Source organism: Cereibacter sp. Soil_C_27, assembly GCF_057657095.1.
In genome coordinates, this window is record NZ_JBDGJD010000001.1 from 1,383,373 (window position 1) to 1,407,813 (window position 24,441).

Consider the following 24,441-nt stretch of genomic DNA (forward strand, 5'->3'; position numbering starts at 1 on the left):
GCGGCTCAGCCCGCGGGCTGGACGAGATTGGCCATCAGCCGGAAGGCGCCCGGGACCAGCGCGTCGAGCTGGTGGTGCAGCACGAGCGCCACATGGCTGTGCCGCCCGGCGCCGATCCGCCCCGAGACCAGCGCCCCGGTCAGTTGCGCCTCGCCCGGGTCGGCCATCGACAGCAGCGGCAGATAGGCGGCATCCCAATCGGCGGCGAAGTAGATGCCGCGCTCCTTGTTCCAGCCGGCGAAATCGGCGGGGCCGATGCGGTTCGGCCCGGCGAGCAGCGGATGCTCCGGCTCGAGCAGCGTCACCGGCGCCTCGGGATCGGTGACGCGCCAGCGCAGCGAGGGGGTGCCGACGGTGAGCGGACGCGGCGGAACACCGGGCAGCCAGCCCTGATCGGGGCGCTGGTAGAGCGTCACCAGATGCCCGCCTGCCTCGACGAAGCGGTGCAGCGCGGGCACGGCGGCGGCGAGGTCGGGGCGGGCGAAGGCCACGACGCCGATCAGCACGGTGGTGAAGCGCTGGAACTCCATCCCGGGTTCGATCCGGTCGAGGATCGTCACATCGACGCCCATGCGCTGCAGCCAGAGCCCGACGCTGTCGCCGCTGCCGACATAGGCGACGCGGGCGCCTTCGGGCAGCTTCAGGTCCAGCGCCAGCACCCGCAGCTCCGCCGGTTCGCGGAAGGCGATCCCGCCGACATGCGGCAGGCTGGCGCGGCGGATGCGGGCGGCGGGGCGGCCGGAGAGGGTCGCGGGGATGCGGGTCAGGCCGGGCGCGGGAGCGGCGGGGGGCGTCAGCGTCAGCTTCGCGCCGTCGCGGGTCAGTTGCCAGCCCTCGGGCGGGGTGAAGCCCACGGCGCCCTCGGGGTCGGAGAGGGTGGCGTGCAGCGGGGCTATGCGGTCGAGCGGCAGCAGGAAGGCATCGGGGCGCGGCTCGACACTGGCGGCGGGCAGGATGCGGAGCGGTTCCTCCAGATCGACCGACCAGCGGATCGCGCGGCCTGCGAGGGTGGTGGAAAGCTCCAGCCAGCTTTGGCCATTGCCGCCGGTTGGCTGCCAATCGGCGAAGAACTGAGACGAGAAGGGGGCATCGGCGGCGGCTGTCACCGGCAGGGTGAGCGCGCCGGGCGCCTGCGCCTCGACGGGTTCCGCAGTAACGCCTTCGGGCAGATGCGGCACGAGGCGCAGCGGGAAGGTCAGGGTGAAAGGCTCGGGGAGGATGACGCGGATCTCGCCCGACTGGCCGGGAGCAAGCTCGGCGGGGGTGGCGCGGGCCATGAGGCCGAGGCCCGCCGCCTCGGCCATCGCCGCCTGCACCTCGCGGCGCTTGCGGGACAGGCGGTGGCCGTGGGCAGTGCGGAAGGCGGGGTCGCTGGCCGCCTCGGCGGCTTCGAGCAGGCGGTCGGCGTCGGCGAGGGCCACGAGGATCGCGGCGCGGTCGGGGAAAGCTGCCGTGGCGGCGTCGATGGCGGCGGCGGCCTTGGCCAGTGGCGCCGGCGCGCCCTCCATCGCGGCGAGGGCGGCCAGTGTGGCGGGCAGGGCGTCGAGGATGGTTTCCTCTGCAGCGCCGCCGAGCAGATGCAGCGCGATCTCGGTGGCCGGGGCATCGCGCCAGCGGCCCATGCCCTGCGAGGCGTGGCGCTTGCGCGACCACTCGCCGATCTCGGCATAGGGCGCGCCGGTGAAGGGCTCGCGGCCGGGCATCCGCACGGTCAGCGTGGCGGGGGGCGGGGGAAGCGCATCGTCATAGGTGGCGCCGCCGCCGGACCAGGCCGGAAGGTAGAACTTCGCCACCTGCCAGGGCGCCAGCCCCTCGGCGGCATGTTCGGGGAAGGCCGCGGGATCGGCGGCCAGCGCCAGCGCGGTCTCTGCGGCGCGGGTCATGGCGCGGTGGTGGCCGTGCTGGCCCGGTACGTCGAGGAAGGTCGGGATCACGATGTCGGGCCGCGCGCTGCGATAGGCGCGCACCAGCCGCTCGAGCGTTCGCTCCTCGCCCCAGCGCAGGAAGGTCGCGTCGCCGTCCTTGGAAAAGCCGAAGTCATGCACCGGGTCGGCGGGGCCGTGGCCGAGCCAGATCACGTCGGCGTCGATCACCCGCGCCGATTCCTCCATCTCGCGGCTGCGCAGCACGCCAAGCAATCCGCCCCGCTCAGGCCCGAGGATGTTCTGCCCGCCCTCGCCGCGCGTCGAGCAGGCGACGATCACCCGCATCCCGAGCCCCAGCCGGAACCAGGCCAGCATGCCGTTCTGCTCGTCGTCGGGATGGGCGCCGGTGTTCATCACCGTCACCACCGAGCCGAGCCGCGACAGGGCGCGGTGCAGGCGCATCAGGGCGGGCGAGGCCTCGCGGGCGGCGAGACGGGCGTGATCGTTCATGCAACGGTTCCTTTTTCCAGAGCCTGTGCGGCAGGCTCGCTGCTGCGCCCCGGACCCTCCGAGAGGTCGAGGCGCGGCGTCATCGCGTTGAAGAAGGGCAGGGCGGCTGCGCCGAGGGCCGCCGTCAGCTGCCCGGTCTGGCCGCGGGTCACGCGCGGCTCGCTGCGGTCCTGCCGGTTGGCGACCGAGGGGCCGAGGCGCAGCCCGGCGATCAGCGCGTCGATCACCGAATCCGGCAGCATACCGCCCAGGATGACGGTCTGCGGATCGAGGATGTTTTCCAGAAACCCGATCATGGTGGAAAGATGCGCCGCTGCCTCGGCGATCCAGCCAGTCAGCAGCGGGTCGCCCTCCTGATGCAGCGCCTCGATCGTGGCGAAATCGGCGGAATGGCCGTGGCCCTCCAGATGTTCGCGCAGCGCGTGCAGCGAGGCGTAGCGTTCGAGACAGCCCGACTGGCCGCAGAGACAGGCGCGCCCGCCGGGCTGCACGACGACATGGCCGATCTCGCCCGCGTTGCCGAAGGCGCCGCGCATCGGCAGGTTGTCGGCGATGATGCCGAGGCCGATGCCGCCGCCGAAATAGATCAGGCAGAAGTTCGACAGCGCCTGACCGGCGCCGAACAGCGTCTCGCCCACGGCGGCAGCGTTGGCGTCATTCTCCACCAGCACCGGCATGCCGACCAGTTCCGACAGCCGCCCTGCCGCGTCGATGCCGGCCCAGCCGGGCAGGGTGGTGGGGCCGACGCCGGACAGGCCCTCGATCTCGAAGGGGCCGGGCATGACGACGCCGACGCCCATCAGCAGCACCGGAAATTTCGCCCGCAGCGTTTCGACCTGCCGGGCGATCATCGGCAGCAGTGCCTCGGGACGGGTGTCGTCGATATCGAGCCGGCTTTCGTGCCGCAGGTTGCCGCCGAGATCGAGCACGGTCGCCACCAGATGCGAGACCGAGACCTCGATGCCGATGGTGATCGCGCCGTCGGGGTTCACCGCGAACTGGATCGGCGGCTGGCCCCGGCCCGAGCGGCGGCGGCCCAGATCGACCAGCAGGTTCTCGGCCATCAGCTCGTCGATGATGTTGGCCACCGCCTGCGTGGTGAGCTGGGTCATGTCGGCCAGCTCCTTGCGGCCGAGCTGGCCGTGCGAGCGCAAGAGATCGAGCACGACGCGCCGGTTGTGGCTGCGGCTGCGACCGGGGTTGCGGCCAAGGGCTATGACCAGCCGGTCTCTGGCTGCAGGGGTCATCGAAATCGGCACGTTCATCTCCACCTTGGCGCTGGCTCACGATCCGCGCCCGGTCTTGCGAGGTCAAGACTGCCGGGGCAATAAGAATAAGACAAGTAAATTATTTTATTGACAGCCCGCCCCCCGACGCGCCACGCTTGCCGGAGTGGAGGGCTGACGCGCCGGGAAGAGAGGGCGCGTCGCGAAAGCGAGTGGCCTGCCGCGGGAACTGAAAAAAGGCCCGTCGCCACGAACGCACGGGCGCAACGGAGGTTAGAATGCGCACGCAAATCCTGATGGCCGGCCTTCTGGCTGGCACCAGCCTCGTGGCTGGAACGGCTGCCCAGGCGGTCGAGATCGAATACTGGCAGTATGTCTACGAGACGCGCGTCACCGCGATGGACCAGCTGATCGACGCCTTCGAGGCGGCGAACCCCGACATCACCGTCAAGCAGGTCACCTTCCCCTATGCCGATTACCAGACCCGGGTCGTCGCCGCGAACATGGCGCGCAAGGGGCCGGACGTGCTGCAGATGTTCTATGGCTGGACCGACCAGTTCGTCGGCGGCAAGGTGATCCAGCCGCTGTCGCCCGAGGTCTTCCCGCATGACGAGATCGAGGCCGAGTTCTTCCCGATCGTCACGGCGATGAAGCGCGGCGACGACTACTACGGCCTGCCGACCGCCGTGCGCTCGCTGGCGCTGTTCTACAACAAGGACCTGATGACCAAGGCCGGGCTCGACCCGGAGAACCCGCCGAAGACGCTGGACGAGATGGTCGCAGCCGCCAAGGCGATGACCGAGATGGATGCGGGCGGCAACCTGTCGACCGCAGGCATGACGCTCGACATGGGCGGGCAGGATCACCAGTGGTGGCGCGAGGTTCTGGTGCGCCAGTTCGGCGGCGAGCCCTACAACGCCGATTACAGCCAGGTGACCTACAACGATGCCGCCGGGTCGGCGGCGCTGAAGTTCTACACCGACCTGCAGCTGGTCGAGAAGGTCGGCCAGCGCGGCTTCATGGACGAGGGCCAGGCGGCCTTCCGCGCCGGGCGGGCCGGTCTGACCATCGACGGCACCTTCCGGCTCGGCTCGTTCAGCAGCATCGAGGATTTCGAATGGGGCGTGACCGAGCTTCCGGCCAATGCCGAGGGGGTGCGCTCGAACTATGCCAGCTATTTCGCCAATGGCATCGGCATCGGTGCCGAGGGTGAGGAGCTGGCGGCGGCGGAGAAGTTCCTCGCCTATATCAGCTCGCCCGAGGCGATGAAGATCTGGCTCGACGTGGTGGGCGAGCTTCCGGCGCGGCGCGACGTGGCGCTGACCGAGGAGAACCTCGCGGACCCGATCTATGCGCCGTTCCTCAAGGGGCTGGACTACGCCAAGACCACGCTCTTCGTCGACGAGGCGGCGCAGCGGCAGAACGCCATCGACATGGCCAACCGCATCCTGATCGACGGCCAGTCGGTCGAGGAGTCGCTCGCGCAGGCCGCCGAGGCCGAGCAGGCGATCATCGACAAGGCGAAGTGACGGCGAAGTGACGGCGAAGTAACGGGCGGAGCACGACAGGCATGGCCAGCATGGCAAATCAGGGGGCGCCCGAGCGGCGCCCCGGCATCCCCGGCTCGCCGGGAGGACAGCCGCGCGGGCGGGGCCTGTCGATGCGCACCCGGCAGCTCTTCTGGGTCTGGGGCTTTCTGGCCCTGCCGGTGCTGTTCTACGGGGTGATCCGCTTCTACCCAACACTCAACGCCTTCTGGCTGTCGCTCACCGACTGGGACCTGATGTCGGAGCCGGAGTTCATCGGCTTCGACAACTACACCCGCATGTTCTCGGACCCCGAGTTCTGGAAGGTGTTCAGGAACACCTTCACCTATCTGATCGTCGGCACGCCGATCAGCCTCGTGCTGTCCTTCCTCATCGCCTTCGCGCTGGACCGTATCCGCTTCGGCCACACCTTCCTGCGGGCGCTCTACTTCCTGCCCTACATCACCACCGCCTCGGCGATGGCCTGGGTCTGGCGCTGGTTCTACCAGCCCGCGCCGATCGGCTTCATCAACGATCTGCTGGGGCGCGTCGGCATCCCGCAGATGGCTTTCCTGAACTCGACCACCTGGGCCTTGCCCTCGATCATGGTGACGGCGATCTGGGCGGGGCTCGGGTTCCAGATCATCATCTTCATGGCCGGGCTGCGGGCGATCCCCACCACCTATTACGAGGCGGCGCGGATCGACGGGCTGGGGGAGGCGTCGATCCTGCGGCGCATCACCCTGCCGCTGCTGAAACCGACCACCGTCTTCCTCGTCGTCTTCTCCTCCATCGGGTTCCTGCGGATCTTCGATCAGGTCTACAACATGACCACGAACGATCCGGGCGGGCCGCTCGGCTCGACGAAGCCCCTCGTGCTGATGATCTACCAGACCGCCTTCTCCTCCTACGAGATGGGCTATGCCGCGGCCCAGACGGTGGTGCTGTTCACCATCCTGCTCTGCGTCTCGCTCCTGCAACTCTGGCTTCTGAGGGAGCGTTGAGATGACCCCCACCGCATCCCCCACCACGTCCCGCAGCCTTGCCATGAAGCGCATCCGCCCCGGGCGCATCGTGATCTGGACGATCCTGTTCATAGGCGGCCTCTTGATGGTCACGCCCTTGCTCTTCATGTTCTCCACCTCGTTCAAGACGGCGGCGCAGGTCTACGACCTGCGGCTGATCCCCGCCGCGCCGACGCTGGACAACTACATCCGCGTGCTGTCGGACGGGCGCTTCCTGCGCTGGTTCCTGAACTCCAGCTTCATCGCCATCACGGTGACGCTGTCGAACGTCTTCTTCGACAGCCTCGTCGGCTACACGCTGGCCAAGTTCCGCTTCCGCGGCCGCTACCTGATCTTCATCGCGATCCTCTCGACGCTGATGATCCCGACCGAGATGCTGGTGATCCCGTGGTATCTGATGTCGGCGAACCTTGGCTGGCTCGACAGCTACTGGGGCATCATGTTCCCCGGCATGATGACCGCCTTCGGCACCTTCCTGATGAAGCAGTTCTTCGAGACGATCCCCGACGACTTCCTCGAGGCGGCGCGGATCGACGGGCTGAACGAGTTCACCATCTGGTGGCGCGTGGCGATGCCGCTGGTCACCCCGGCGCTCTCGGCGCTGGCCATCTTCACCTTCCTCGGCAACTGGACGGCGTTCTTCTGGCCGCTGATCGTCACCACCAGCCAGGAGCTCTACACTTTGCCCATCGGCCTTTCGAGCTTTGCCGTCGAACAGGCGATCCAGTGGGAAATGATCATGACAGGCGCCGCACTGGCGACGCTGCCGACCCTCCTCGTGTTCCTGCTGCTGCAACGCTACATCGTGCGCGGCGTCATGCTGGCGGGGCTGAAAGGATGACGATGACCAACGATCCCCGCCAGAGCGACAGCTCGGTGTTTCCGAACCTGGTCTACAAGGAGACCGTGCTGCGCCCGCTGTTCGATGGCGCCAAGACCCATCATGTCGAGGGCTTCCAGCGCATCGACCGGGCGCATCTGGTGATGCTGGCCGAGACCGGCATCCTGCCGCGCGACGTGGCGGGGCGCATCGCCCGGGCGCTGGAGGCCATCGCGGCCGAGGTCGATCCCGCCGCGCTGACCTATACCGGCGAGGTCGAGGATTTCTTCTTCCTGATCGAGAAGGAGCTGAAAGCGCGCCTCGGTCCCGATGACGCGGGGCGGCTGCACACGGCGCGTTCGCGCAACGACATCGACCACACGCTGTTCAAGCTTTCGCTGAAGGCGCGGCTCGACACGGTGCTGGCGCAGGCGCTGGCGCTCTTGGAGGCGATGATCGCCACGGCGGAGCGCGAGGCTGCCACGTTGATCGTGGCCTATACCCACGGCCAGCCGGCGCAGCCGACCACGCTGGGGCATTACCTGTCGGCGGCGATCGAGATCCTGATCCGCGATATCGAGCGGCTCGAGGCGGCGCGGGCCGTTGTCGATCTGTCCTCGATGGGGGCGGCGGCGATCACCACCTCAGGCTTCCCGATCGACCGGGCGCGGGTGGCGCAGCTGCTGGGTTTCAGTGGCCCGCAGCGCAATTCCTACAGCTGCATCGCGGCGGTGGATTACATCACCGCGAGCTACAGCGCGCTGGAGCTGACCTTCCTGCACCTCGGGCGGCTCATCCAGGATTTCCAGTTCTGGACCGCTTTCGAGGTCGGGCAGATCTATGTGCCCAATGCCTTCGTGCAGATCTCGTCGATCATGCCGCAGAAGCGCAATCCGGTGCCGATCGAGCATATGCGCCACCTGTCGAGCCAGACGGTCGGGCGGGCGCGGATGATGCTCGACATCGTGCACAACACGCCCTTCACCGACATGAACGACAGCGAGGGCGAGAGCCAGGAGGCGGGCTATCAGGCCTTCCATTCGGCGGGCCGGGTGCTGGAGCTGCTGGCCGCCTTCATCGGCGCGATCAAGGTCGATCCGGCGCGGGTGGCCGAGAACATCCGCCGCTCCTGCATCACCATCACCGAGCTTGCCGACACGCTGGTACGGCGCGAGGGGCTGTCGTTCCGGCAGGCGCATGAGATCGCGGCCAGCGTCGCCCGCGCTGTGGTGGCCGCCGGGACCGACCTGCCGAGCGGCGGCTACGCCCCGTTCCGCGCGGCCTTCGAGGCGGCGACGGGGGCGGCACCGGTGCTGAGCGCCGAGGCCTTTGCCGAGATCGTCTCGCCCGAGTATTTCGTCGCGGTGCGCGCCCGCTTTGGCGGGCCGGCGCCCGAACCGATGGCCGAGGCGCTGGCCGCCTACAAGGCCGCCTCCGCAGGCTTTGCCGAGGCTGCATCCGCCGCCGCCGCCCGCGAGCGCGCCGCGGCGGAAGAGCTCGCCGCTTGTTTCAACTCTTTGGTGGAGGCCGGCTGATGGCGACCATTACGCTGAGAAATCTGGTCAAATCCTACGGCAAGACCGATGTGATCCACGGCATCAACCTCGACGTGGCGGATGGCGAGTTCGTCGTCTTCGTCGGGCCCTCGGGCTGCGGCAAGTCCACCACGCTTCGGATGATCGCGGGGCTCGAGGAGGTCTCGGGCGGCGAGATCCTGATCGGCGACCGGGTGGTGAACGAGCTCGACCCGAAGACCCGCAACATCGCCATGGTGTTCCAGAACTACGCGATCTACCCGCATCTGACCGTCCGGCAGAACATCGCCTTCGGGCTTTACACCTCGACGCTCTCCAAGGAGCAGAAGGCCGCGAAAGTGTCCGAGGCCGGCGCGATGCTGGGGCTGGAGCCGCTGCTCGACCGCCGTCCCTCGGACCTCTCGGGCGGGCAGCGGCAGCGGGTGGCCATCGGTCGCGCCATGGTGCGCGACCCGGCGGCCTTCCTGTTCGACGAGCCGCTGTCGAACCTCGACGCGCAGCTGCGGGCGCAGATGCGGATCGAGATCAAGGCGCTGCACCAGCGGCTCGGCACCACCATCGCCTACGTGACCCACGATCAGGTCGAGGCGATGACCATGGCCGACCGGATCGTGGTGATGCGCGACGGGCATATCCTGCAATCGGGCGCGCCGATGGAGATCTACGACAACCCGGTCGATGTCTTCACCGCGCGCTTCATCGGCACGCCGTCGATGAACGTCCTGCCGGTGGTCGAGGAGGGCGGCGTGATGCGCCCCGCCGATCCGGGAACGGTGCTGGCTGGGATCCGTCCGCATGATCTGCTGGTGGGCGAGGCCGGGGCCGGGGCGAGTCTGAGCCTTGCCGGGCGGGTGACGGCGGTGGAGCCGCTCGGCCCCGAGACGCTGGTGCATTTCGAGGTGGCGGGCAAGCCGGTGATCGCCACGGCGCCCCCGCGTCTGGTGCCCGGCATCGGCACCGAGGTCGTGGCCCATGCCCAGCCGGGAAGGGTGCATCTGTTCGACGCCACCACGCAAAAAGCCCTGCCGCGGCGCTGATGATGGGGGATCTTCAAACTGAACCGCCGCTCTCCGGCGCGGCCCGGGCGGCGCTTGTCGGCGCGCTGCGCTCCGGCGCGGCGATCCCGGATCTGCAGGCGCAAGAGCTTGCCGCCGCCGGCTGGCGGCTGACCGAAGGCGCGCTTGCCGCCGATGCGGGGCTGCTGTTCGGGGTCGATGTGGGGGGCACCAAGACGCAGTCGGTGCTGACCGATCTGGCGGGGCGGGTGCTGGCCGAGACGAAGGAGCCGACCGTCTCCGCGGGGGGCGATGCGGTGCTGGGCCAGATCCGGGCGCAGCGCGACCGGCTGCTGGCGGAGCTTGGGCAGCCGCTGCCGCTGCTGGCCGCGGGGATCGGCCTGCCGGGCGCCGTGGATCCGGCGACCGGGGTGATCCACCGGATGCCCAATGTCGCGGGGCTCGCGGGGCGCGACCTGCGGGCGCTCCTGGCCGAGGATCTGGGCCTGCCGGTCGCCATCGAGAACGACGCCAATCTCGCGGCTCTGGGCGAAGGCTGGCTGGGGCATGGCCGGGGGCACGAGACCTTCGTCTTCGTCGCCATGGGCACCGGGATCGGCATGGGGTCGGTGGTGGGCGGCACGCTTCTGCGCGGGGCGCAGGGCGCGGCGGGCGAGATCGCCGCGCTGCCTCTCGGCGCCGACCCGTTCGACCCCGCGACCTTCGAGGAAGGGGCGCTGGAGACCGCGATCTCCAGCCGGGCACTGCTGGCGGATTACCTGCAGCGGGGCGGCACAGGCGGCGGGTCGCTGCGCGAGCTGTTCCTTGCCACCGAGCGCGACCCGGCCTTCGAGGCGACGGTGGAGCGGCTGGCGCGGCTTCTGGCGCAGGCGGTGCTTGCCGTGAGTTCGGTGCTCGACCCGAGCCTCGTCATCTTCGGCGGCAGCATTGGTTCGCGCACCGAGGTGCTGGAGCGGACGCGGCACCACCTGTCGCGCTGTATGCCGATGCCGCCGGAGTGCCGGATCAGCAGCCTCGGCAACCGGGCAGGCGTCATTGGCGCCGCCCACGCCGCGCGGCTGGCCCTGATCGATCGGCTGATGGCGGCGGGCTAGGGGCCGTGCGGGCCGGGGAGGGGATGCTCTCCGGCCTGCGCGGCTTCAGTCGGTCATCGCGGTGAGGAGGAAGAAGGGGATCGGCGTTTCGGGCTCGTCGTAGAGCCCCCCGTAGGGGTGACCGCCGAAACGGTCCTGCCATGCCGCGATGCCGTGAAAGCCCGCTTCCGCCAGCCAGTCCCGCGCCTCGGTCTCGGTGACGCCGCAGGCGTGCGGCAGATGCGGCGCAAGCTCGGCCATCCGCGCGTCGGGGCTGCGGCGCCAGATCCCGTCGGAGACCAGCACCATGCCGCCGGGCCGCAGCAGCCGCCGGGCGAGCCGCAGCGCCTCTTTCGGGCGTTCCAGCGTCCAGAGCACGTTGCGCAGGCTCACCAGATCGGCGGCGCCTTCCGGCAGGGTGCAGCGGTCCATGTCGGCATGGATCAGCCGCAGCGGCACGCCCTCGCGGTCGGCGGCGCGGCGGGCCTCGGCCAGCATCGCGCCCGAGCCGTCGACCCCGGTGACGCGGTGACCGAGACCGGCCAGGAGCACCGCGCAGCCGCCGGTGCCGCAGCCGAGATCGACGACCCGCCGCCGCGCGGGGCCGATGGCTGCGGCCAGCACTGTGCGCCAGGCGTCGCGGTGGCGGTTGTGCGAGGCTGTGGCGTCGAAGCGCTGCGCCCGCCCGTCCCAATGCGCGGCCATCGCCGCGGCGGTCTCGGGGGCGATGCTCATGGCCGGTGTCTCGGCGGCTGGGTCGCGATCAGAGGGGCGAGGGGGCAGGGACATTCAGACCTCCGGCAGGGAGAAGCGGATCAGCCGATGGCCATCGGCGGGGTCGGTCAGCACGCTGGCGCGTACGTCGAAGACGCGCGCCAGAAGCGCGGGGGTCAGGATGTCCTCGGGCGTGCCGCAGGCCACCAGCCGGCCCTCCTGCATCACGCCGATCCGGTCGCAGTCGAGCGCCTGGTTCAGGTCGTGCAGCGCGATCAGCGCCGTCACGCCGAGCCCACGCACCAGCCGCAGGATCGACAGCTGCTGGTGGATGTCGAGGTGGTTGGTCGGCTCGTCGAGCAGCAGGATCTTGGGCTCCTGCGCCAACGCGCGGGCCAGATGCACCCGCTGCCGCTCGCCGCCCGACAGGCTTTGCCAGACCCGGTCGGCCTTGTCGGTCATGCCGACGCGGGCGATGGCGCGCGAGACGATCTCGTCGTCCGCCGGGCCGAAGGGCGAGAGCAGCGAGAGCCAGGGGGTGCGGCCGAGATCGACGGCATCGCGCACGCTGACCCGGTCGGCGGTCTCGGACTGCTGGGCGACGAAGGCCAGCATCTGCGCCATGGCGCGCCGCGAGAGCCGGGCCTGATCCTTGCCGTCGAGCCGGATCGCGCCGCTGGCAGGCGTCAGCACCCCCGCCGTCAGCCTGAGCAGCGTGGATTTGCCCGAGCCGTTCGGGCCGATCAGCCCGAAGGTCTCGCCCGGGCGCACCTCGAGGCTGACATCCTCGACGATCGGGGTCGTGCCCGCGCGCCAGCCCACGTTGCAGAGCTGGATCATGACCGCATCTTCCGGCCGCGGATCAGGATGACGGCGAATCCCGGCGCGCCGACGAGCGCGGTCACCACGCCGATGGGCAGCACCTGATTGGGCACGATCACCCGCGAGACCACATCGGCCAGCACCAGAAACACCGCACCGATCAGGGCCGAGGCAGGGACCAGCCGGGCGTGGCGCACGCCGACGAGAAAGCGCGCGGCATGCGGGATCACCAGACCGACGAAGCCGATGGCGCCAACGATGCTGACCATGGTGGCGGTGATCATCGTCACCACCGCGATCAGCAGCGCCTGGGTGCGGCGGATCGGGATGCCCATGGTGAGCGCGGATTCGGCGCCGAAGGTGAAGGCGTCGAGGGCGCGGGTCTGCACGAGGCAGAGCAGCACGCCCGCGACCGAGACCGGCACCGCCAGCCAGACATCGGGCCAGCGCACGCCGCTCATGTTGCCCATCATCCAGAAGGTGACGCCGCGCACCTGCTCGGCACTGGCTGACTGGGCGATGACGAAGGAGGTGAGGGCGTTGAAGAGCTGGGTTCCGGCGATGCCCGACAGGATGATGAGCCCGGCCTGCGGCAGCCCGGTGCTGCCGCCCGCCGCCCGCGCCAGCAGCACGACCAGCGTGAAGGCCAGAAGCCCGCCCGCGAAGGCCCCGACCGAGAGCGGCAGGGTGCCCGCGCCGATGCCAAGCACGAGGATCAGCACCGCTCCGGTGGAGGCGCCTGCCGAGATGCCGAGGATATAGGGATCGGCCAGCGCGTTGCGCAGCAGCGCCTGCAGCACCACGCCCGAGACGGCGAGCCCCGCGCCGCAGGCGGCGGCAACGATGGCGCGCGTCAGGCGGTAGTTCCAGACGATGCCCTCCTGGATCGGCGGCAGCGGATAGTCGCTGCCGAAGAGCCGGTTGGCCAGCGTCTGCCAGATGACGGCGGGCGGGATGATGGTCTCGCCCACCGAGATGCCGAGGGTCAGCGCCACCATGAGCGCCGCCAGCCCCAGCGCACCGCGCGACAGGCTCCGCGATCCGAGCCGCACCGACCCTGTCGCGGCGGAGATCACTTGGCCGGGCCCTCGGCCGCGATGGCCTCCACCACCGTCTCGATGCCCGAGGGAATGCGGATGCCGGCGTGGATCTGGTGCGCGTCGATGACGATCACCCGGTTCTCGCGCACCGCCCGCATCCGGCTGGTCACCGGATCGGTCGAGAGGTGGTCGAGCTTCACCTCGTAATCGTCGGCGGCAAAGCGGCGGCGGTCCATCCGGGCCACGATGATGTAGTCGGGATCGGCGCTGGCGATGGTCTCCCAGCCGACCGCGGGCCATTCCTCGTTCGAGTCGACCACGTTGCGCAGGCCGAGCGTCTTGAGGAGGAAGCCCGCGATGCCGTTCTGCCCGGCCACGAAGGGGTCGAGCGCCAGATCGGGGCTGGAGAACCAGACCACGGCGGTCTTGCCCTCGATGCCGAGAGCCTTGGCCTTCTCCGCCGCCGCGTCGACCCGGGCGCGCAGCTCGGCCTCGAGATCGGCGCCGCGCGGCTCCACGTCGAAGATCTGCGCCAGTTCGCGCACCGCGCGATACATCAGCTCGATCGAGAATTCCTGCGTCCGCGCCCCGTCGCCGCCCACCATGTTGTCCTTGCCGACGCAATCGGCGGGCATGGCATAGACCTCGGTCCCCAGCTCGTTGAACTGGGCGCGGGTGCCGACGGCGCCCTGCGGGCCGACGTGGAATTCGAATTGCGTGGTGACGAGTTCCGGCTCCTTGGCCATCACGGCCTCGAAGCCGGGATGGTTGTCGGCCAGCCGCTCCACCTTGGCATTGGCCTCGGCGAAGGCGGGCTGGACCTCGTTGAACCAGACCGAGGTGCCCTGCACCTTGTCGGCAAGGCCCAGGGCATAGAGCATTTCGGTGGTGGACTGGCCGATGGTCACGACGCGCTGCGGGGCCGCGTCGAAGACGAGGGTCTGGCCGCAATTGTCGATCGACAGCGGATAGGTCGTGGCCTGTGCCGCGCCGCCCGCGAGGCAGAACAGGGCAACGGCGCCCGGAAGTCGGCTGAGGGTCATGGATTGGGTCTCCGATGAGGGGAAGATCGCTCACCGGACGGGGGCGCCTCCACAGGAGAGCGCGGGTCGGCCAAGGGCAGGCCGCAAAGCCAGACACAGGTCATACGCATCCTTCTCCGGACACCCCGCCCGGCGTTACGTTTCTGCTGTCGGCAGGTCTCCTGACTGGCGGATCGACGCTTTGCCCGGCCTTCCCGGGGCGTGGGCCCCAGTGGCGAAAATCGAGCGTAGCTAACCGCCTACAGTTGCGGGGGCAGTTCCGGTTCACGGCCGAGGCCGTGGCGGATTCCCTGTTAGTTCCATGTGGAAACCGACAGATCTTGCCTAGCCTCACCGATTGGTGAGGTCAAGCGCCGCGCGCGGTAGGCCCTGTGTGACGAGGTCACGGTGCGGCGGCGCGGGCCGCGCTAGGAGGGACGGGCGGCGCCGATCTGCCGCTGTCTTTGCCGGGGTTTCCGCCATGCACAGTTCCTCCGCCTCCCTCCCATCCGCCGCCCCCGCCGGGGATGCCCGTCTCGCGCATTACCCGGTCACCTTCTTTGCCATCGGCATGGGGATGATGGGCCTGACCCTCGCGCTTCATGCGGCCGAGACCGCCTTCGGGCGGGAGCCCGAGGTGTCGCGCGCGGCGCTCGGGGGGGCGCTGGGGCTTCTGGGGCTGGTGGCGCTCGGCTATCTGGCCAAGGCGCTGCGCCATCCGGCGGCGGTGGCGGCGGAGTGGCATCATCCGGTGCGAATCGCCTTCTTCCCGGCGATCTCGATCTCCATGCTGCTTTTGTCGGTGGCGCTGCTCGGCGAGCGGCCCGAGGCGGCGCGGGTGGTCTGGATGGCCGGCACGGCGCTGCAGGGGCTTCTGGCGCTGGCGGTGATCGCGGCATGGATCGGACATCGCAGCTTCCAGCAGGGCCAGCTGACCCCCGCCTGGTTCATCCCGGCGGTGGGCAATGTGATCGTACCGCTGGCGGGCGTGCCGCTGGGCCATCCCGAGATTTCGTGGCTGTTCTTCTCGGGCGGGCTGGTGTTCTGGATCGTGCTGCTGACGCTGGTCATCAACCGGCTGATGTTCCACGACCCGCTGCCGGGCAAGATGGTGCCGACGCTGATGATCCTCGTCGCCCCGCCTGCCGTCTCCTTCGTCGCCTGGCTGCGGCTGACGGGTGAGGTGGGCGCCTTCGGGCATATCCTGCTGAGCATCGCCTATGTCTTCGCGCTGATCGTGGCGATGCAGGCGGCGAAGTTCCGGCGGATGCCGTTTGCGATGTCCTGGTGGGCGCTGTCCTTCCCGCTGGCGGCGCTGAGCATCGCGAGCTTCGCCTATGCCGGGGCCGCCCTGTCGGCGCCGCACCGGTTGATCGGGCTGGGGCTGCTCGGGCTTCTCGTGCTGGTGGTGGCGGGGCTGATCCTGCGCACCCTGCTCGGCATCTGGCGGCACGAGATCTGTCTGGCGGACTGAGCCCTGCTTCACATTCCGGTCACCGAGGCGCCGCGGCGGCGCCCTTTGCCTGCCGCGGCCTATCTGCCTTCTGCAACCCGATCCTCCTCCAGCAAGGAATACCGCGTGCCGCATCGCAGCCCCGAGCCGAAATCCCTCGCCGTTCCCAGTTCCCGCCTGTCGCGGATCGCCCGGCTGGGCGGGCTCGCCTCGGGCATCGCGGGCGGCATGGCCGTGCAGGGGGTGCGGCAGATGGCGCAGGGCAAGCGGCCCTCGATGGGCGACCTGCTGCTGACGCCGGGCAATGCGATGAAGGTGGCCGACCAATTGGCACAGATGCGCGGTGCAGCGATGAAGGTGGGCCAGCTTCTGTCGATGGACGCGGGCGACATGCTGCCGCCGGAGCTGGCGCAGATCCTCGGGCGGCTGCGGGCCGATGCACATCACATGCCGGGCGGGCAGTTGAAGAAGGTGCTGGCGGCGAGCTGGGGCCCGGACTGGCTGCGGCAGTTCCAGAAGTTCGACGTGCGCCCGATCGCGGCCGCTTCCATCGGGCAGGTGCACCGGGCGCTGACGCGGGACGGGCGGGACGTGGCGATCAAGGTGCAATATCCGGGCGTGCGGCGCAGCATCGACTCCGACGTGACGAATGTGGCGGCGCTGATGCGGATGTCGGGGCTGGTGCCGAGCGGGCTCGACCTTGCGCCGCTGTTGGAGGAGGCCAAGCGGCAGCTGCACGAGGAGGCGGATTACCAGCGCGAGGGGCGCTGCCTGACCGAGTTCGGCGGCCTGCTGCAGGACGATCCGGCCTTTGCCGTGCCGGTGTTGCAGGCCGATCTGACGACGAAGGACGTGCTGGCCATGAGCTTCATGGAGGGCGTGCCGGTCGACGATCTGGCGCAGGCGCCGCAGGCGGAGCGGGACCGCATCGTGACGCTGCTCGTGGATCTGCTGTTTCGCGAGCTCTTCGTGTTCCGTCTGATGCAGACCGATCCGAATTTTGCCAACTACCGCTATGCGCCGGAGACGGGCAAGCTGATCCTGCTCGACTTCGGCGCGACGCGGGCCTTTGCGCCGGACCTGGCCGAGAGCTATCGCCGCCTGCTGCGGGCCGGGGTGGCCGAGGACGCCGATGGCATCCGGACGGCGGCGCGGGAGATCGGCTTTCTGGCCGAGACCACGCCGGAGCGGCTGGAGCGGGCGATGCTGGCGATGTTCGACCTGTCGATGCAGCCGCTGCGCCGCGAGGGGGCGTTCGACTTCGGCGCCTCGGACCTGCCGCTGCGGCTGCGCGATGCGGGCATGGCAATCGCCGAGGACCGCGGGGCCTTTCCGCTGCCGCCGATGGACACGCTGTTCCTGCAGCGCAAGTTCGGCGGGATCTTCCTGCTGGCGAGCCGTCTGAAGGCGCGGGTCGATCTGCGGGCGGTGATCGCGCCCTATCTGTGAAAAACCCCTCCGCACCCGTGGCGCGGAGGCGAGGCTCAGAGCCGCTTCTGCTTGAATCGGGCGGTGGCGAGCGTCTCGCTCACCACCTCGATCTTCTGCGGGATCTTGTAGGGTTCGATCACCCCGGCAAGCCCGCGCCGGATCGCAGTGCGGATCGCGGCGGGCGGGGCGAGGGGATCGGCCATGCGGATTCGGGCGCAGACCGCGGCGCCGAGCAGCGCATGCGGCGCGCCGAAGACCGCGACCTCGGCCACGCCGGGGATCTGCATCACCGCATTCTCGACCTCGGCCGGAAACACCTTCTGGCCGCCGACATTGATCATGTCGCTGTCGCGGCCCAGAAAGCGCAGCCGGTCGCCTTCGACCTCGACCCGGTCGCCGGTGCGATACCAGCCGTCCGGGGTGAAGGGGCTCGGCGCGTTCAGATAGCCGAGCATCGCCGTGGTGGCGCGGATCTGCAGCAGCCCGTCCACCACGCGCCACGCGGCTCCCTCGCCATCGAGCCGCAGCCAGCGCGACCGCGCCCCGGCAGATTGCGAGCGCAGGGCGCCAAGCTCGGAGGTGCCGTATTTCTGGATCAGCTGCGCCGCCGGGAAGGCATCGGCCACCCGGTCCAGAAGGCCCTGCGGCATCATCTCGGCGCCGTAGGTGATGACCCTGAGGCTCGGCAGCTCCGGCAGGCGGTTCAGGAGCAGCATGTTGAGGAAGGAGGGCGCGGTCGGCAGCACCTCCACCCCATGCGCGGCGATGCGGGCAATCACCGTCTCGGCCGAACGGTCGGGAAGACAGACGAGGGTCGAGCGGTTGGCGAGCGAGTAGAGCAGCGTGTCGATGCCCGCGATATGGTCGAAGAGCAGGAAGGCCAGCGTGACCAGATCCTTGCCGGGTCTCGCGAACTTCGACAGCAGCCGCCGCACGTCATGCACCGCGCCCTTGGAGGCGCCGGTCGTGCCCGAGGTGAAGATGATCAGACCCGGCGCCGCCTCCTCGCGCAGTTGCGTCAGCAGCGGATGGGCCGAGCTGCCGGGCAGGGGGGCGATCTCGCCCGTCGCGGCCTCGATGCGCCATGCGGCATCGGCCAAACTGGCAAACTCGGCCTGCTTCTCGGCGCTGGAAGGCGCCACCGGAGCGACGATGGCCCGCTGGCGCCAGAGCGCCAGCAGCCATGCGGCGGAGGCCGAGCCGAAATCGCCGGCGAGCTGCACCGAGGCGCCCGGCGCCACACCGGCGGCCAGCAGCCGCGCCTCGGCCCTTTCGATCTGCGCGAGCAGATCGGCATAGCTGGAGACCCGCCCGTCGGCCTCAACGAAGGCGGTCTTCTGACCGGCGGCGGCGAAGCCGTCGATCAGGAACTGAACGCAGTCCGCCACGATCACACGCCGCCCAGATAGAGGGTCTGGCCGGTCACGAAATCCGACTCGTCGCGGAGGAAGAAGTCGCAGACGTTCAGCACGTCCTGCATCGTGCCGTAGCGCGGGATGGCCTGCCGGGCGATCAGCGCGGTCATCTTGGCCTCGGGCACGGAGCCGACCAGATCGGTCGGCACCGGGGTCGGGCCAACGGCATTGACGGTGATCCCCATCGGCGCCAGCTCGCGCGCCAGCACCTCGGTCAGCGAGACGACCGCGGCCTTGGAGGCGGCATAGACCGCCTCGCCCTCCAGCTTCAGCGGCGTCGCCACCGTGGCGAAGTTGACGATCCGCCCGGTCTTGTGCCGCCCCATCAGCTTGGCCCCCTCGCGGCAGAACAGGAAGGTGCCCATGACATTGGTGGCGAAGACCCGCTGCAGCGTGCTGGCCGGGGTCAGGAGCACATGGTTCATCGAGGCGATGCCCGCGTTGTTCAACAGCGCGTCGAGCCGCCCGTGCTTGCGGCGCACATCCTGCATCATTCCCGCGACGGCGCGTTCCTCGGCCACGTCCAGCTCGTAATGGGTGTAGCTGTCGTGGCTGAGGTCGCTGGCGTCGCGCGAACAGCCGACGACCGACCAGCCACGATCGAGATATTCTTCGGCCAGAAAGCGGCCGATGCCCTTTCGGGTGCCGGTGATGGCGATGACCTTCTTCATGCCGCGCTTGCCTGCGTCGCCAGTTCGGTCGCGTAGTCGGCTAGGCTGCGCAGGCTGCGATAGGGGCTGCGGCGGCGCGACATGGCGGCCTCGGAGGCCAGAACGATGTCGAGCCCGGTCTCGTCGCCGATGTGCTGCTCGGCGGACATGACGAAGTTCACGAGGCCGAGCGAGTCGAGAAGACCGCCCTCGCCATAAAGCACGCTGTCGGGATCGCTGGAGATCCGCTGCTCGGCCGGCAGGGTCAGGTTCATCTCGGCGACGGCGTTCTGCAGCGCTTGCAGCATCTGGGCCTGATCATAAGACATTGGGGTAAATCCTTCTCTTCTTGATAAAAATTGCTGGCAGTCAGGCTGGCAGCGCGGTCTCGGGCCGGGCCTTGGGCAGAACCCGCGGCGGCGGCACGAAGAGGGTGCAGTTGGCGGCGACGTCGCTGGAGATGACGCAGTTCGGCCCGACGGTGACGTTGTCGCCGATGCTGACATTGCCCATCACCACCGCACCGACGCCGAAGCGCACGTCATTGCCGATCACAGGGCCCTTGCCCTCGACCCAGTCAGTGCCCGCGCCGAAGGTCACGCCCTGCCGGATGACGCAGTCATGGCCGATGGTGGCGTGGCGGTGGATGACGATGCCGCTCTGGTGGCCGATCAGCAGCCGGCGCCCGACGCGCACGCTGCGCTCCAGCTCGATGCCGTAGACGTTGCGGCAGAACACCTGCCCGACACGGTAGACCGCGCCCGCAACTTGACGCAGCGGCGTGGGCAGGTTGGCGGCATGCACGCCGATCCTGTGGACCCAAAGCGCATGGAGCCCTGGCCGGAAGGGTTGGCGTTCGTGCTGCCAGAAATCCTCGCGGATGATCGACAGGAAGCCCATCGACCGTATCAGCGCAGCCTCGTCGCCGTCGAAGGCGGGCGAGACCGGGTGTGGCTGCACCGGAGGCTCCGATGCGGGCTGCGGGGGAGGCGATGCCGAGGCTTTGTCAGGCGATTCAATACGTTCGTTCATTCAGTCCAAGATTAAATTCGTCTGTCAACTTGATGAAAATTCACAAATAAACCAACTGACCCGACCAGTGATGCGAAATGCGTCGGCAGGGTCCTTCCTCACGCTTCATGAGTGTAAAGCCATCGGGATCAAATGACGGAGTCATCAGGGCGTTACGGCTTTGACAGCGATCGGAAAGCGCTTGCGCGTCGTCAGATTACATCAAGAAGTCGAACGTGGTCCGGCGGATCGGCGGCCGGAAGAGCCACCCGGAATCACACCGGGTCCTGGTGATTAATCTTGAAGGTAGAGGATTTTCCCGAAGGGGCAACCGGCGAACGGCGATTTTGTCAAGATACTGCCATAGGTTGTGTCGGGCGCCTGCGAATGAGGCGCCCCGGGCCGCGTTGCCCGCTCTGTCGGAAAGCGGGGGTAGGCTCGGCCGGTTTCAGCGGTAGAGCAGAACGGGGATCCGCGCCGAGCGGATCATCGCGGTGGTGGTCGAGCCGATGATCAGGCTGCGGATGCGGCTGTGGCCATAGGCGCCCATCACCAGGAGATCGAAGCCGCCCTCGTCGACCATCCGCTGCAGCGCCACGTCCGGCTCGCCGCTGACGACGGCGGTCTGCGCGGTGATCCCGCCCGCCGCAAGGATGGCCTGCGCCTCGTCGAGCCGGCTCTGGCAATCCCTGGCACCGGCGCTGGCGCAGGCGAGGGTGATCTCCAGCCCGGCGAAGACCGGGTTGCCCGCCATACGCCCCAGCGCCACCCGGGCGCTGTCGCCGCCGTCATAGGCCACCAGCGCCCGACGGATCGGGCGGTAGCGTTCGGCGGCGACGAAGACAGGGACACGGGTGGCGCGCAGAACGCGTTCAAGATTCGAGCCCAGATGGTCGGCAGCGTAGCCCGCCGCCTCGCCGCGCTTGCCGATCACCAGGGCGCGGAGCGTCGGCTCGATCTCCGACAGGGCTTCCAGCAGGTCGCCCTGTCTCAGCCGCGGCGTGATGTCGGCCACGCCGCCCTCGGTCAGAAGCGCCTGCGCATCGTCGAGGATGGCGCGGCCCTTGGCCTGGGCGAGCTTGGACCGTTTCGCGTCGAGGTCGGCCAGTTCGGCCAGAAGGGCACTGCGCGCGCCCAGCCGCAGCGCGCCGGAGAGGTCGGTGACGGCACCTCCTTCGCGCCGCCCCAGCACATGCAGCAGATCGACCGAGGCGCCGAGCGTCTCGGCGATCCAGGCGGTGTGCTGGCAGACGCTGCGGGCATGGGCCGAGCCGTCCACGAGGGCGAGTATGCGGTTGGTCATGGTCATCCTCCTCAATGCGCCATCAGCTTGTCCATCGCGCCCGGCTTGTCATGGACTGCCAGACGGTCGACCAGCGTCTCGCTGGCGGCGTTCATCCCCACGATCTGCACTTCGGCCCCGTCGCGGCGGAACTTCAGCACCGCCATGTCCAGCGCCTGCACCGAGGAGATATCCCAGATATGGGCAAGGCTCACGTCGATCACCACCCGGTCCAGCGCCTCGCGGAAATCGAAGGCACCCATGAAATCCTCGACCGAGCCGTAGAACATCTGGCCTTCCACCACATAGGTCCGCTCGCGCCCGTCCTTCGACAGATGCGAGGTGACGCGGAAGAGTTGTGCGATCTTGCCGGCGAAGAAGATGCCGGACAGAAGCACGCCAACCAGCACGCCGATGGCGAGGTTATGGGTGTAGACCACCGTCACCACGGTGGCGAGCATCACCGCCGAGGAGGAGGCGGGGTGGGTCTTCAGCGACGTGATCGATGACCAGCTGAAGGTGCCGATCGAGACCATGATCATAATCGCGACCAGCGCGGGCATCGGGATGCGGCTGACCAGATCGCCCAGCACCACCACCATGAACAGCAGGATCACCCCGGCGGCGAAGCACGAGAGCCGCCCGCGCCCGCCCGATTTCACGTTGATCATCGACTGACCGATCATGGCGCAGCCCGCCATGCCGCCGATGAAGCCGGTCGCAGCATTGGCCACGCCCTGACCGATGCACTCCTGATTGCGGTTCGATTTCGTGTCGGTCAGGTCGTCGACGATGTTCTGCGTCATCAGGCTTTCGAGCAGCCCGACCACAGCCACGGCGACGGAATAGGGCAGGATGATCAGCAGCGTCTCGAGCGACAGCGGGATGTCGGGGATGAGGAAGACCGGCAGCGTATCGGGCAGCGCGCCCATGTCGCCCACCGTGCGCACGTCGAGGCCGAGGCCGAGCGTCAGCGCCGTGAGCACGACGATGGTGATCAAAGGCGAAGGGATCGCCTTGGTCAGGAGCGGGAAGAGATAGATGATGGCGAGCCCCGCGGCGACGAGCACATAGGTCAGAAGCCCGACATTGCGCGGATCGAGCTCGGGCAGCTGCGCCATGAAGATCAGGATGGCGAGCGCGTTGACGAAGCCGGTCATCACCGATCTCGAGACGTAGCGCATGACGAAGCCGAGCCTGAGCAGCCCCAGGACGATCTGGATCAGCCCGGCCAGCACGGTGGCGGCCAGAAGGTAGTCGAGCCCGTGCTCGCGCACGAGGGTGACCATCAGCACCGCGGTCGCGGCGGTCGCGGCCGAGATCATCCCGGGCCGCCCGCCCACGATGGCGGTGATCACCGCGATCGAGAAGGAGGCGTAGAGCCCGATCTTGGGGTCGACCCCGGCGATGATGGAGAAGGCGATGGCTTCGGGGATCAGCGCCAGAGCGACGACCAGCCCGGCGAGCAGGTCGGCACGGACATTGCCGAGCCACTCCTGACGATAGGTAGCGAGTGAAAACATGAAAGTCCCGTTCCTGACCGACGGCTTCGCGAAGGGAAGCGGGATCGGCAGATGTTTTTGTTGATCGTGAACGGTGGTCCGGCGGTTCGGCGGCCGGAAGAGCCACCCGGGGATCTCACCCGGGTCCAGACGAATGAGGCGGAGGTAGCGCATTTGCGCCGATTTGCCAAGCCTTTCGATGTCTGGCGGCTCCGGCTTCGCTGCGCCGGACGCCTTCGGGGGCTTTGCGCAGGGCCCGCCGCGCCTCCGCGGGCGGTCGCGGGGGAACTCCGGCGCGGGCCGGGTCTTGTTCCCGCAGGCCCCGCGCGCGGGGCGGGCAGGGCAGAGGAGAAGGCCATGACGCAAGAGCTGGACCGTCGGACGATCGAGACGGGCTGCGACATCATGCAGGAGGGGATGGCGGCGATCCGCAACATCTCGGGCGCGCTGCGGGCCTGGGACCTGAAGGATGACGCGACCCGGCTGAAGACGATCAACAGCATCTCCGAGGCGCTCTACACCTTTGACCCGCGCAGCGAGGTGTCGATGTCGGTAACCCGCGCCACGCTGCAGCGCCTGTTCTCCGACAGCCCCGAGCTTGCCAACATGTGCCCGCTCGCCGCGGCCTGGTCGCGTGGGGAGGGGGAGCGCTAACCTCAGCGCCGACTAGCGCCGCTGCCTACATTCCAGACGGGTCGTTGTCACTCCGGGCGTATCTCTTCCCCAGCGTCAAGCCGAACGCCGCTCCAGCGCCTTGCTTGGAGCGCCTGCCCCATTTGTGCCCCAATTTCATAGTTAAGCCGAAGACTCGGGGCTGCAGGGGCATGGCAGGAATGGATTTCTCGAGGATCTGGCGGCTTGTCCGCAAAGAGGATGGTTCGGCGACGGTTGAAACGGTGCTCTGGATTCCCGTCTTCGCCTTCCTGCTGTTTCTGATGGCCGATGCGGCGATCATCTTCGGCGGCGAAGCGCGGATCCTGCGGGTGGTGCAGGATGCCAACCGCTCGCTGTCGATCGGCCGCTTCCGCACGCCCGAGGAAACCGAAGCCTTCATCCTGCAGCAGATCGGCGGGCTGACCGCCAATGCGACGGCCGAGACGACGGTGACCGATGGGCTGATCGTCAGCCGGGTGATCCTGCCCGCCTCCGACCTCAGCGCGACCCAGCTCATCCCGGCTTTCGCCGGGCTGCAGCTCTCCATCGTTGCCGAACATCTGTCGGAGGCGTGACGATGAGGGCCGCCCTTGCCGACGAGGCCGGATCGATGACAGCCTTCGGGCTCTTCATCTTCACCGCCTGTCTGATGCTCTCGGGCTATGCCATCGACGTTGGCAACGCGGTGCGCGCGCGCACCAAGCTGCAGATCGTCGCCGATGCCACCGCCCATGCCGCGCTGTTGACCCGCGAGAGTGCCACCGAGGAGACCGCCAAGCAGACGGCCCTCGACATGGCGCGGCGGATGCTGCCGGTGGAGAGGCATGGCAATGTGCTTGATGCCGAGGA

At 68.8% G+C, this 24,441-nt stretch carries 23 protein-coding genes, 1 riboswitch and 2 other annotated features; of the genes, 11 read left to right on the plus strand and 12 right to left on the minus strand.

Going from position 1 to position 24,441, the window contains the following annotated elements:
• Positions 1 to 5: 5 nt before the first annotated feature.
• Both AC3A5Z_RS06825 and AC3A5Z_RS06830 read right to left on the minus strand, forming a co-directional pair.
• Complete coding sequence (locus tag AC3A5Z_RS06825; protein WP_487518579.1) at positions 6 to 2,375, minus strand: PIG-L family deacetylase; 2,370 nt, start codon at positions 2,373 to 2,375, stop codon at positions 6 to 8.
• Positions 2,372 to 3,634, minus strand: coding sequence for an ROK family protein (locus AC3A5Z_RS06830; RefSeq protein ID WP_487518580.1), 1,263 nt, complete (start codon positions 3,632 to 3,634; stop codon positions 2,372 to 2,374). Before AC3A5Z_RS06830 ends, AC3A5Z_RS06825 begins: the two co-directional genes overlap by 4 nt.
• 245 nt (positions 3,635 to 3,879) lie before the next feature.
• Between AC3A5Z_RS06830 and AC3A5Z_RS06835 the strand changes: the two genes are divergently transcribed.
• The 6 genes from AC3A5Z_RS06835 to AC3A5Z_RS06860 are packed head-to-tail and all read left to right on the plus strand — an operon-like array spanning position 3,880 to position 10,617.
• Positions 3,880 to 5,130 (plus strand): sugar ABC transporter substrate-binding protein, encoded by a 1,251-nt coding sequence (locus tag AC3A5Z_RS06835; RefSeq protein WP_487518581.1) that lies wholly within the window; start codon positions 3,880 to 3,882, stop codon positions 5,128 to 5,130.
• 50 nt (positions 5,131 to 5,180) lie between these two features.
• Positions 5,181 to 6,131 (plus strand): carbohydrate ABC transporter permease, encoded by a 951-nt coding sequence (locus AC3A5Z_RS06840; RefSeq protein ID WP_428830147.1) that lies wholly within the window; start codon positions 5,181 to 5,183, stop codon positions 6,129 to 6,131.
• 1 nt (position 6,132) lies between these two features.
• On the plus strand, positions 6,133 to 6,993 hold the full coding sequence (locus tag AC3A5Z_RS06845; protein WP_487518582.1) for a carbohydrate ABC transporter permease: 861 nt from the start codon (positions 6,133 to 6,135) through the stop codon (positions 6,991 to 6,993).
• Between the two features lie 2 nt (positions 6,994 to 6,995).
• Entirely contained in the window at positions 6,996 to 8,507 is a 1,512-nt protein-coding gene (gene argH / locus AC3A5Z_RS06850) for an argininosuccinate lyase (protein WP_487518583.1), read from the plus strand.
• A complete protein-coding gene (locus AC3A5Z_RS06855; RefSeq protein ID WP_487518584.1) occupies positions 8,507 to 9,544 on the plus strand; it encodes an ABC transporter ATP-binding protein in 1,038 nt (345 codons plus the stop codon). Before argH ends, AC3A5Z_RS06855 begins: the two co-directional genes overlap by 1 nt.
• A 2-nt stretch (positions 9,545 to 9,546) precedes the next feature.
• Positions 9,547 to 10,617 (plus strand): ROK family protein, encoded by a 1,071-nt coding sequence (locus tag AC3A5Z_RS06860; protein ID WP_487518585.1) that lies wholly within the window; start codon positions 9,547 to 9,549, stop codon positions 10,615 to 10,617.
• Between the two features lie 45 nt (positions 10,618 to 10,662).
• On the opposite strand, the gene AC3A5Z_RS06865 is transcribed toward AC3A5Z_RS06860, so the two are convergent.
• Genes AC3A5Z_RS06865 through AC3A5Z_RS06880 form a run of 4 tightly spaced genes read right to left on the minus strand, consistent with a single transcriptional unit; the run spans position 10,663 to position 14,215 of the window.
• Complete coding sequence (locus AC3A5Z_RS06865) at positions 10,663 to 11,331, minus strand: class I SAM-dependent DNA methyltransferase (RefSeq protein WP_487518586.1); 669 nt, start codon at positions 11,329 to 11,331, stop codon at positions 10,663 to 10,665.
• A gap of 54 nt (positions 11,332 to 11,385) precedes the next feature.
• Complete coding sequence (locus AC3A5Z_RS06870; protein ID WP_487518587.1) at positions 11,386 to 12,150, minus strand: ABC transporter ATP-binding protein; 765 nt, start codon at positions 12,148 to 12,150, stop codon at positions 11,386 to 11,388.
• The gene (locus tag AC3A5Z_RS06875; RefSeq protein WP_487518654.1) at positions 12,147 to 13,205 is read right to left on the minus strand and encodes a FecCD family ABC transporter permease; all 1,059 of its coding nucleotides are present in this window, start codon (positions 13,203 to 13,205) and stop codon (positions 12,147 to 12,149) included. The genes AC3A5Z_RS06870 and AC3A5Z_RS06875 overlap by 4 nt, the downstream gene beginning before the upstream one ends.
• Complete coding sequence (locus AC3A5Z_RS06880; protein WP_487518588.1) at positions 13,205 to 14,215, minus strand: ABC transporter substrate-binding protein; 1,011 nt, start codon at positions 14,213 to 14,215, stop codon at positions 13,205 to 13,207. Before AC3A5Z_RS06880 ends, AC3A5Z_RS06875 begins: the two co-directional genes overlap by 1 nt.
• A 134-nt stretch (positions 14,216 to 14,349) precedes the next feature.
• Positions 14,350 to 14,545, minus strand: a riboswitch (cobalamin riboswitch).
• 130 nt (positions 14,546 to 14,675) lie between these two features.
• Here AC3A5Z_RS06880 and AC3A5Z_RS06885 point away from each other — a divergent pair.
• Both AC3A5Z_RS06885 and AC3A5Z_RS06890 read left to right on the plus strand, forming a co-directional pair.
• Positions 14,676 to 15,668, plus strand: coding sequence for an SLAC1 anion channel family protein (locus AC3A5Z_RS06885; RefSeq protein WP_487518589.1), 993 nt, complete (start codon positions 14,676 to 14,678; stop codon positions 15,666 to 15,668).
• Between the two features lie 105 nt (positions 15,669 to 15,773).
• On the plus strand, positions 15,774 to 17,096 hold the full coding sequence (locus AC3A5Z_RS06890) for an ABC1 kinase family protein (protein ID WP_487518590.1): 1,323 nt from the start codon (positions 15,774 to 15,776) through the stop codon (positions 17,094 to 17,096).
• Positions 17,097 to 17,131: 35 nt separating this feature from the next.
• Here AC3A5Z_RS06890 and AC3A5Z_RS06895 read toward each other — a convergent pair whose 3' ends face one another.
• The 6 genes from AC3A5Z_RS06895 to AC3A5Z_RS06920 all read right to left on the minus strand — a co-directional run bounded on the left by AC3A5Z_RS06895 (position 17,132) and on the right by AC3A5Z_RS06920 (position 22,959).
• The gene (locus AC3A5Z_RS06895) at positions 17,132 to 18,466 is read right to left on the minus strand and encodes a class I adenylate-forming enzyme family protein (RefSeq protein ID WP_487518591.1); all 1,335 of its coding nucleotides are present in this window, start codon (positions 18,464 to 18,466) and stop codon (positions 17,132 to 17,134) included.
• A gap of 2 nt (positions 18,467 to 18,468) precedes the next feature.
• Positions 18,469 to 19,164, minus strand: a complete 696-nt coding sequence (locus AC3A5Z_RS06900) for an SDR family NAD(P)-dependent oxidoreductase (RefSeq protein WP_487518592.1) — start codon at positions 19,162 to 19,164, stop codon at positions 18,469 to 18,471.
• Complete coding sequence (locus AC3A5Z_RS06905; RefSeq protein ID WP_487518593.1) at positions 19,161 to 19,472, minus strand: hypothetical protein; 312 nt, start codon at positions 19,470 to 19,472, stop codon at positions 19,161 to 19,163. Before AC3A5Z_RS06905 ends, AC3A5Z_RS06900 begins: the two co-directional genes overlap by 4 nt.
• 40 nt (positions 19,473 to 19,512) lie before the next feature.
• Positions 19,513 to 20,103 carry a serine O-acetyltransferase gene (locus AC3A5Z_RS06910; protein WP_487518594.1) on the minus strand — a complete coding sequence of 197 codons (591 nt, stop codon included), beginning with the start codon at positions 20,101 to 20,103 and terminating at the stop codon, positions 19,513 to 19,515.
• A 286-nt stretch (positions 20,104 to 20,389) separates the two neighbouring features.
• Positions 20,390 to 20,445, minus strand: a sequence feature (sul1 is cis-regulatory element that is thought to sense ions involved in sulfur or methionine metabolism; They are found in Alphaproteobacteria).
• 157 nt (positions 20,446 to 20,602) lie between these two features.
• Positions 20,603 to 21,457 carry a universal stress protein gene (locus AC3A5Z_RS06915; protein WP_487518595.1) on the minus strand — a complete coding sequence of 285 codons (855 nt, stop codon included), beginning with the start codon at positions 21,455 to 21,457 and terminating at the stop codon, positions 20,603 to 20,605.
• A gap of 11 nt (positions 21,458 to 21,468) precedes the next feature.
• Entirely contained in the window at positions 21,469 to 22,959 is a 1,491-nt protein-coding gene (locus AC3A5Z_RS06920) for a SulP family inorganic anion transporter (protein WP_487518596.1), read from the minus strand.
• Positions 22,960 to 23,031: 72 nt separating this feature from the next.
• Positions 23,032 to 23,089, minus strand: a sequence feature (sul1 is cis-regulatory element that is thought to sense ions involved in sulfur or methionine metabolism; They are found in Alphaproteobacteria).
• A 206-nt stretch (positions 23,090 to 23,295) separates the two neighbouring features.
• On the opposite strand from AC3A5Z_RS06920, the gene AC3A5Z_RS06925 reads away from it, so the two are divergent.
• The 3 genes from AC3A5Z_RS06925 to AC3A5Z_RS06935 all read left to right on the plus strand — a co-directional run.
• Positions 23,296 to 23,592, plus strand: a complete 297-nt coding sequence (locus AC3A5Z_RS06925) for a hypothetical protein (protein WP_487518597.1) — start codon at positions 23,296 to 23,298, stop codon at positions 23,590 to 23,592.
• A gap of 179 nt (positions 23,593 to 23,771) precedes the next feature.
• Positions 23,772 to 24,167 carry a TadE/TadG family type IV pilus assembly protein gene (locus AC3A5Z_RS06930; protein WP_487518598.1) on the plus strand — a complete coding sequence of 132 codons (396 nt, stop codon included), beginning with the start codon at positions 23,772 to 23,774 and terminating at the stop codon, positions 24,165 to 24,167.
• 2 nt (positions 24,168 to 24,169) lie between these two features.
• The coding region (locus AC3A5Z_RS06935) for a TadE/TadG family type IV pilus assembly protein (RefSeq protein ID WP_487518599.1) at positions 24,170 to 24,441 on the plus strand (272 nt) is incomplete at its 3' end.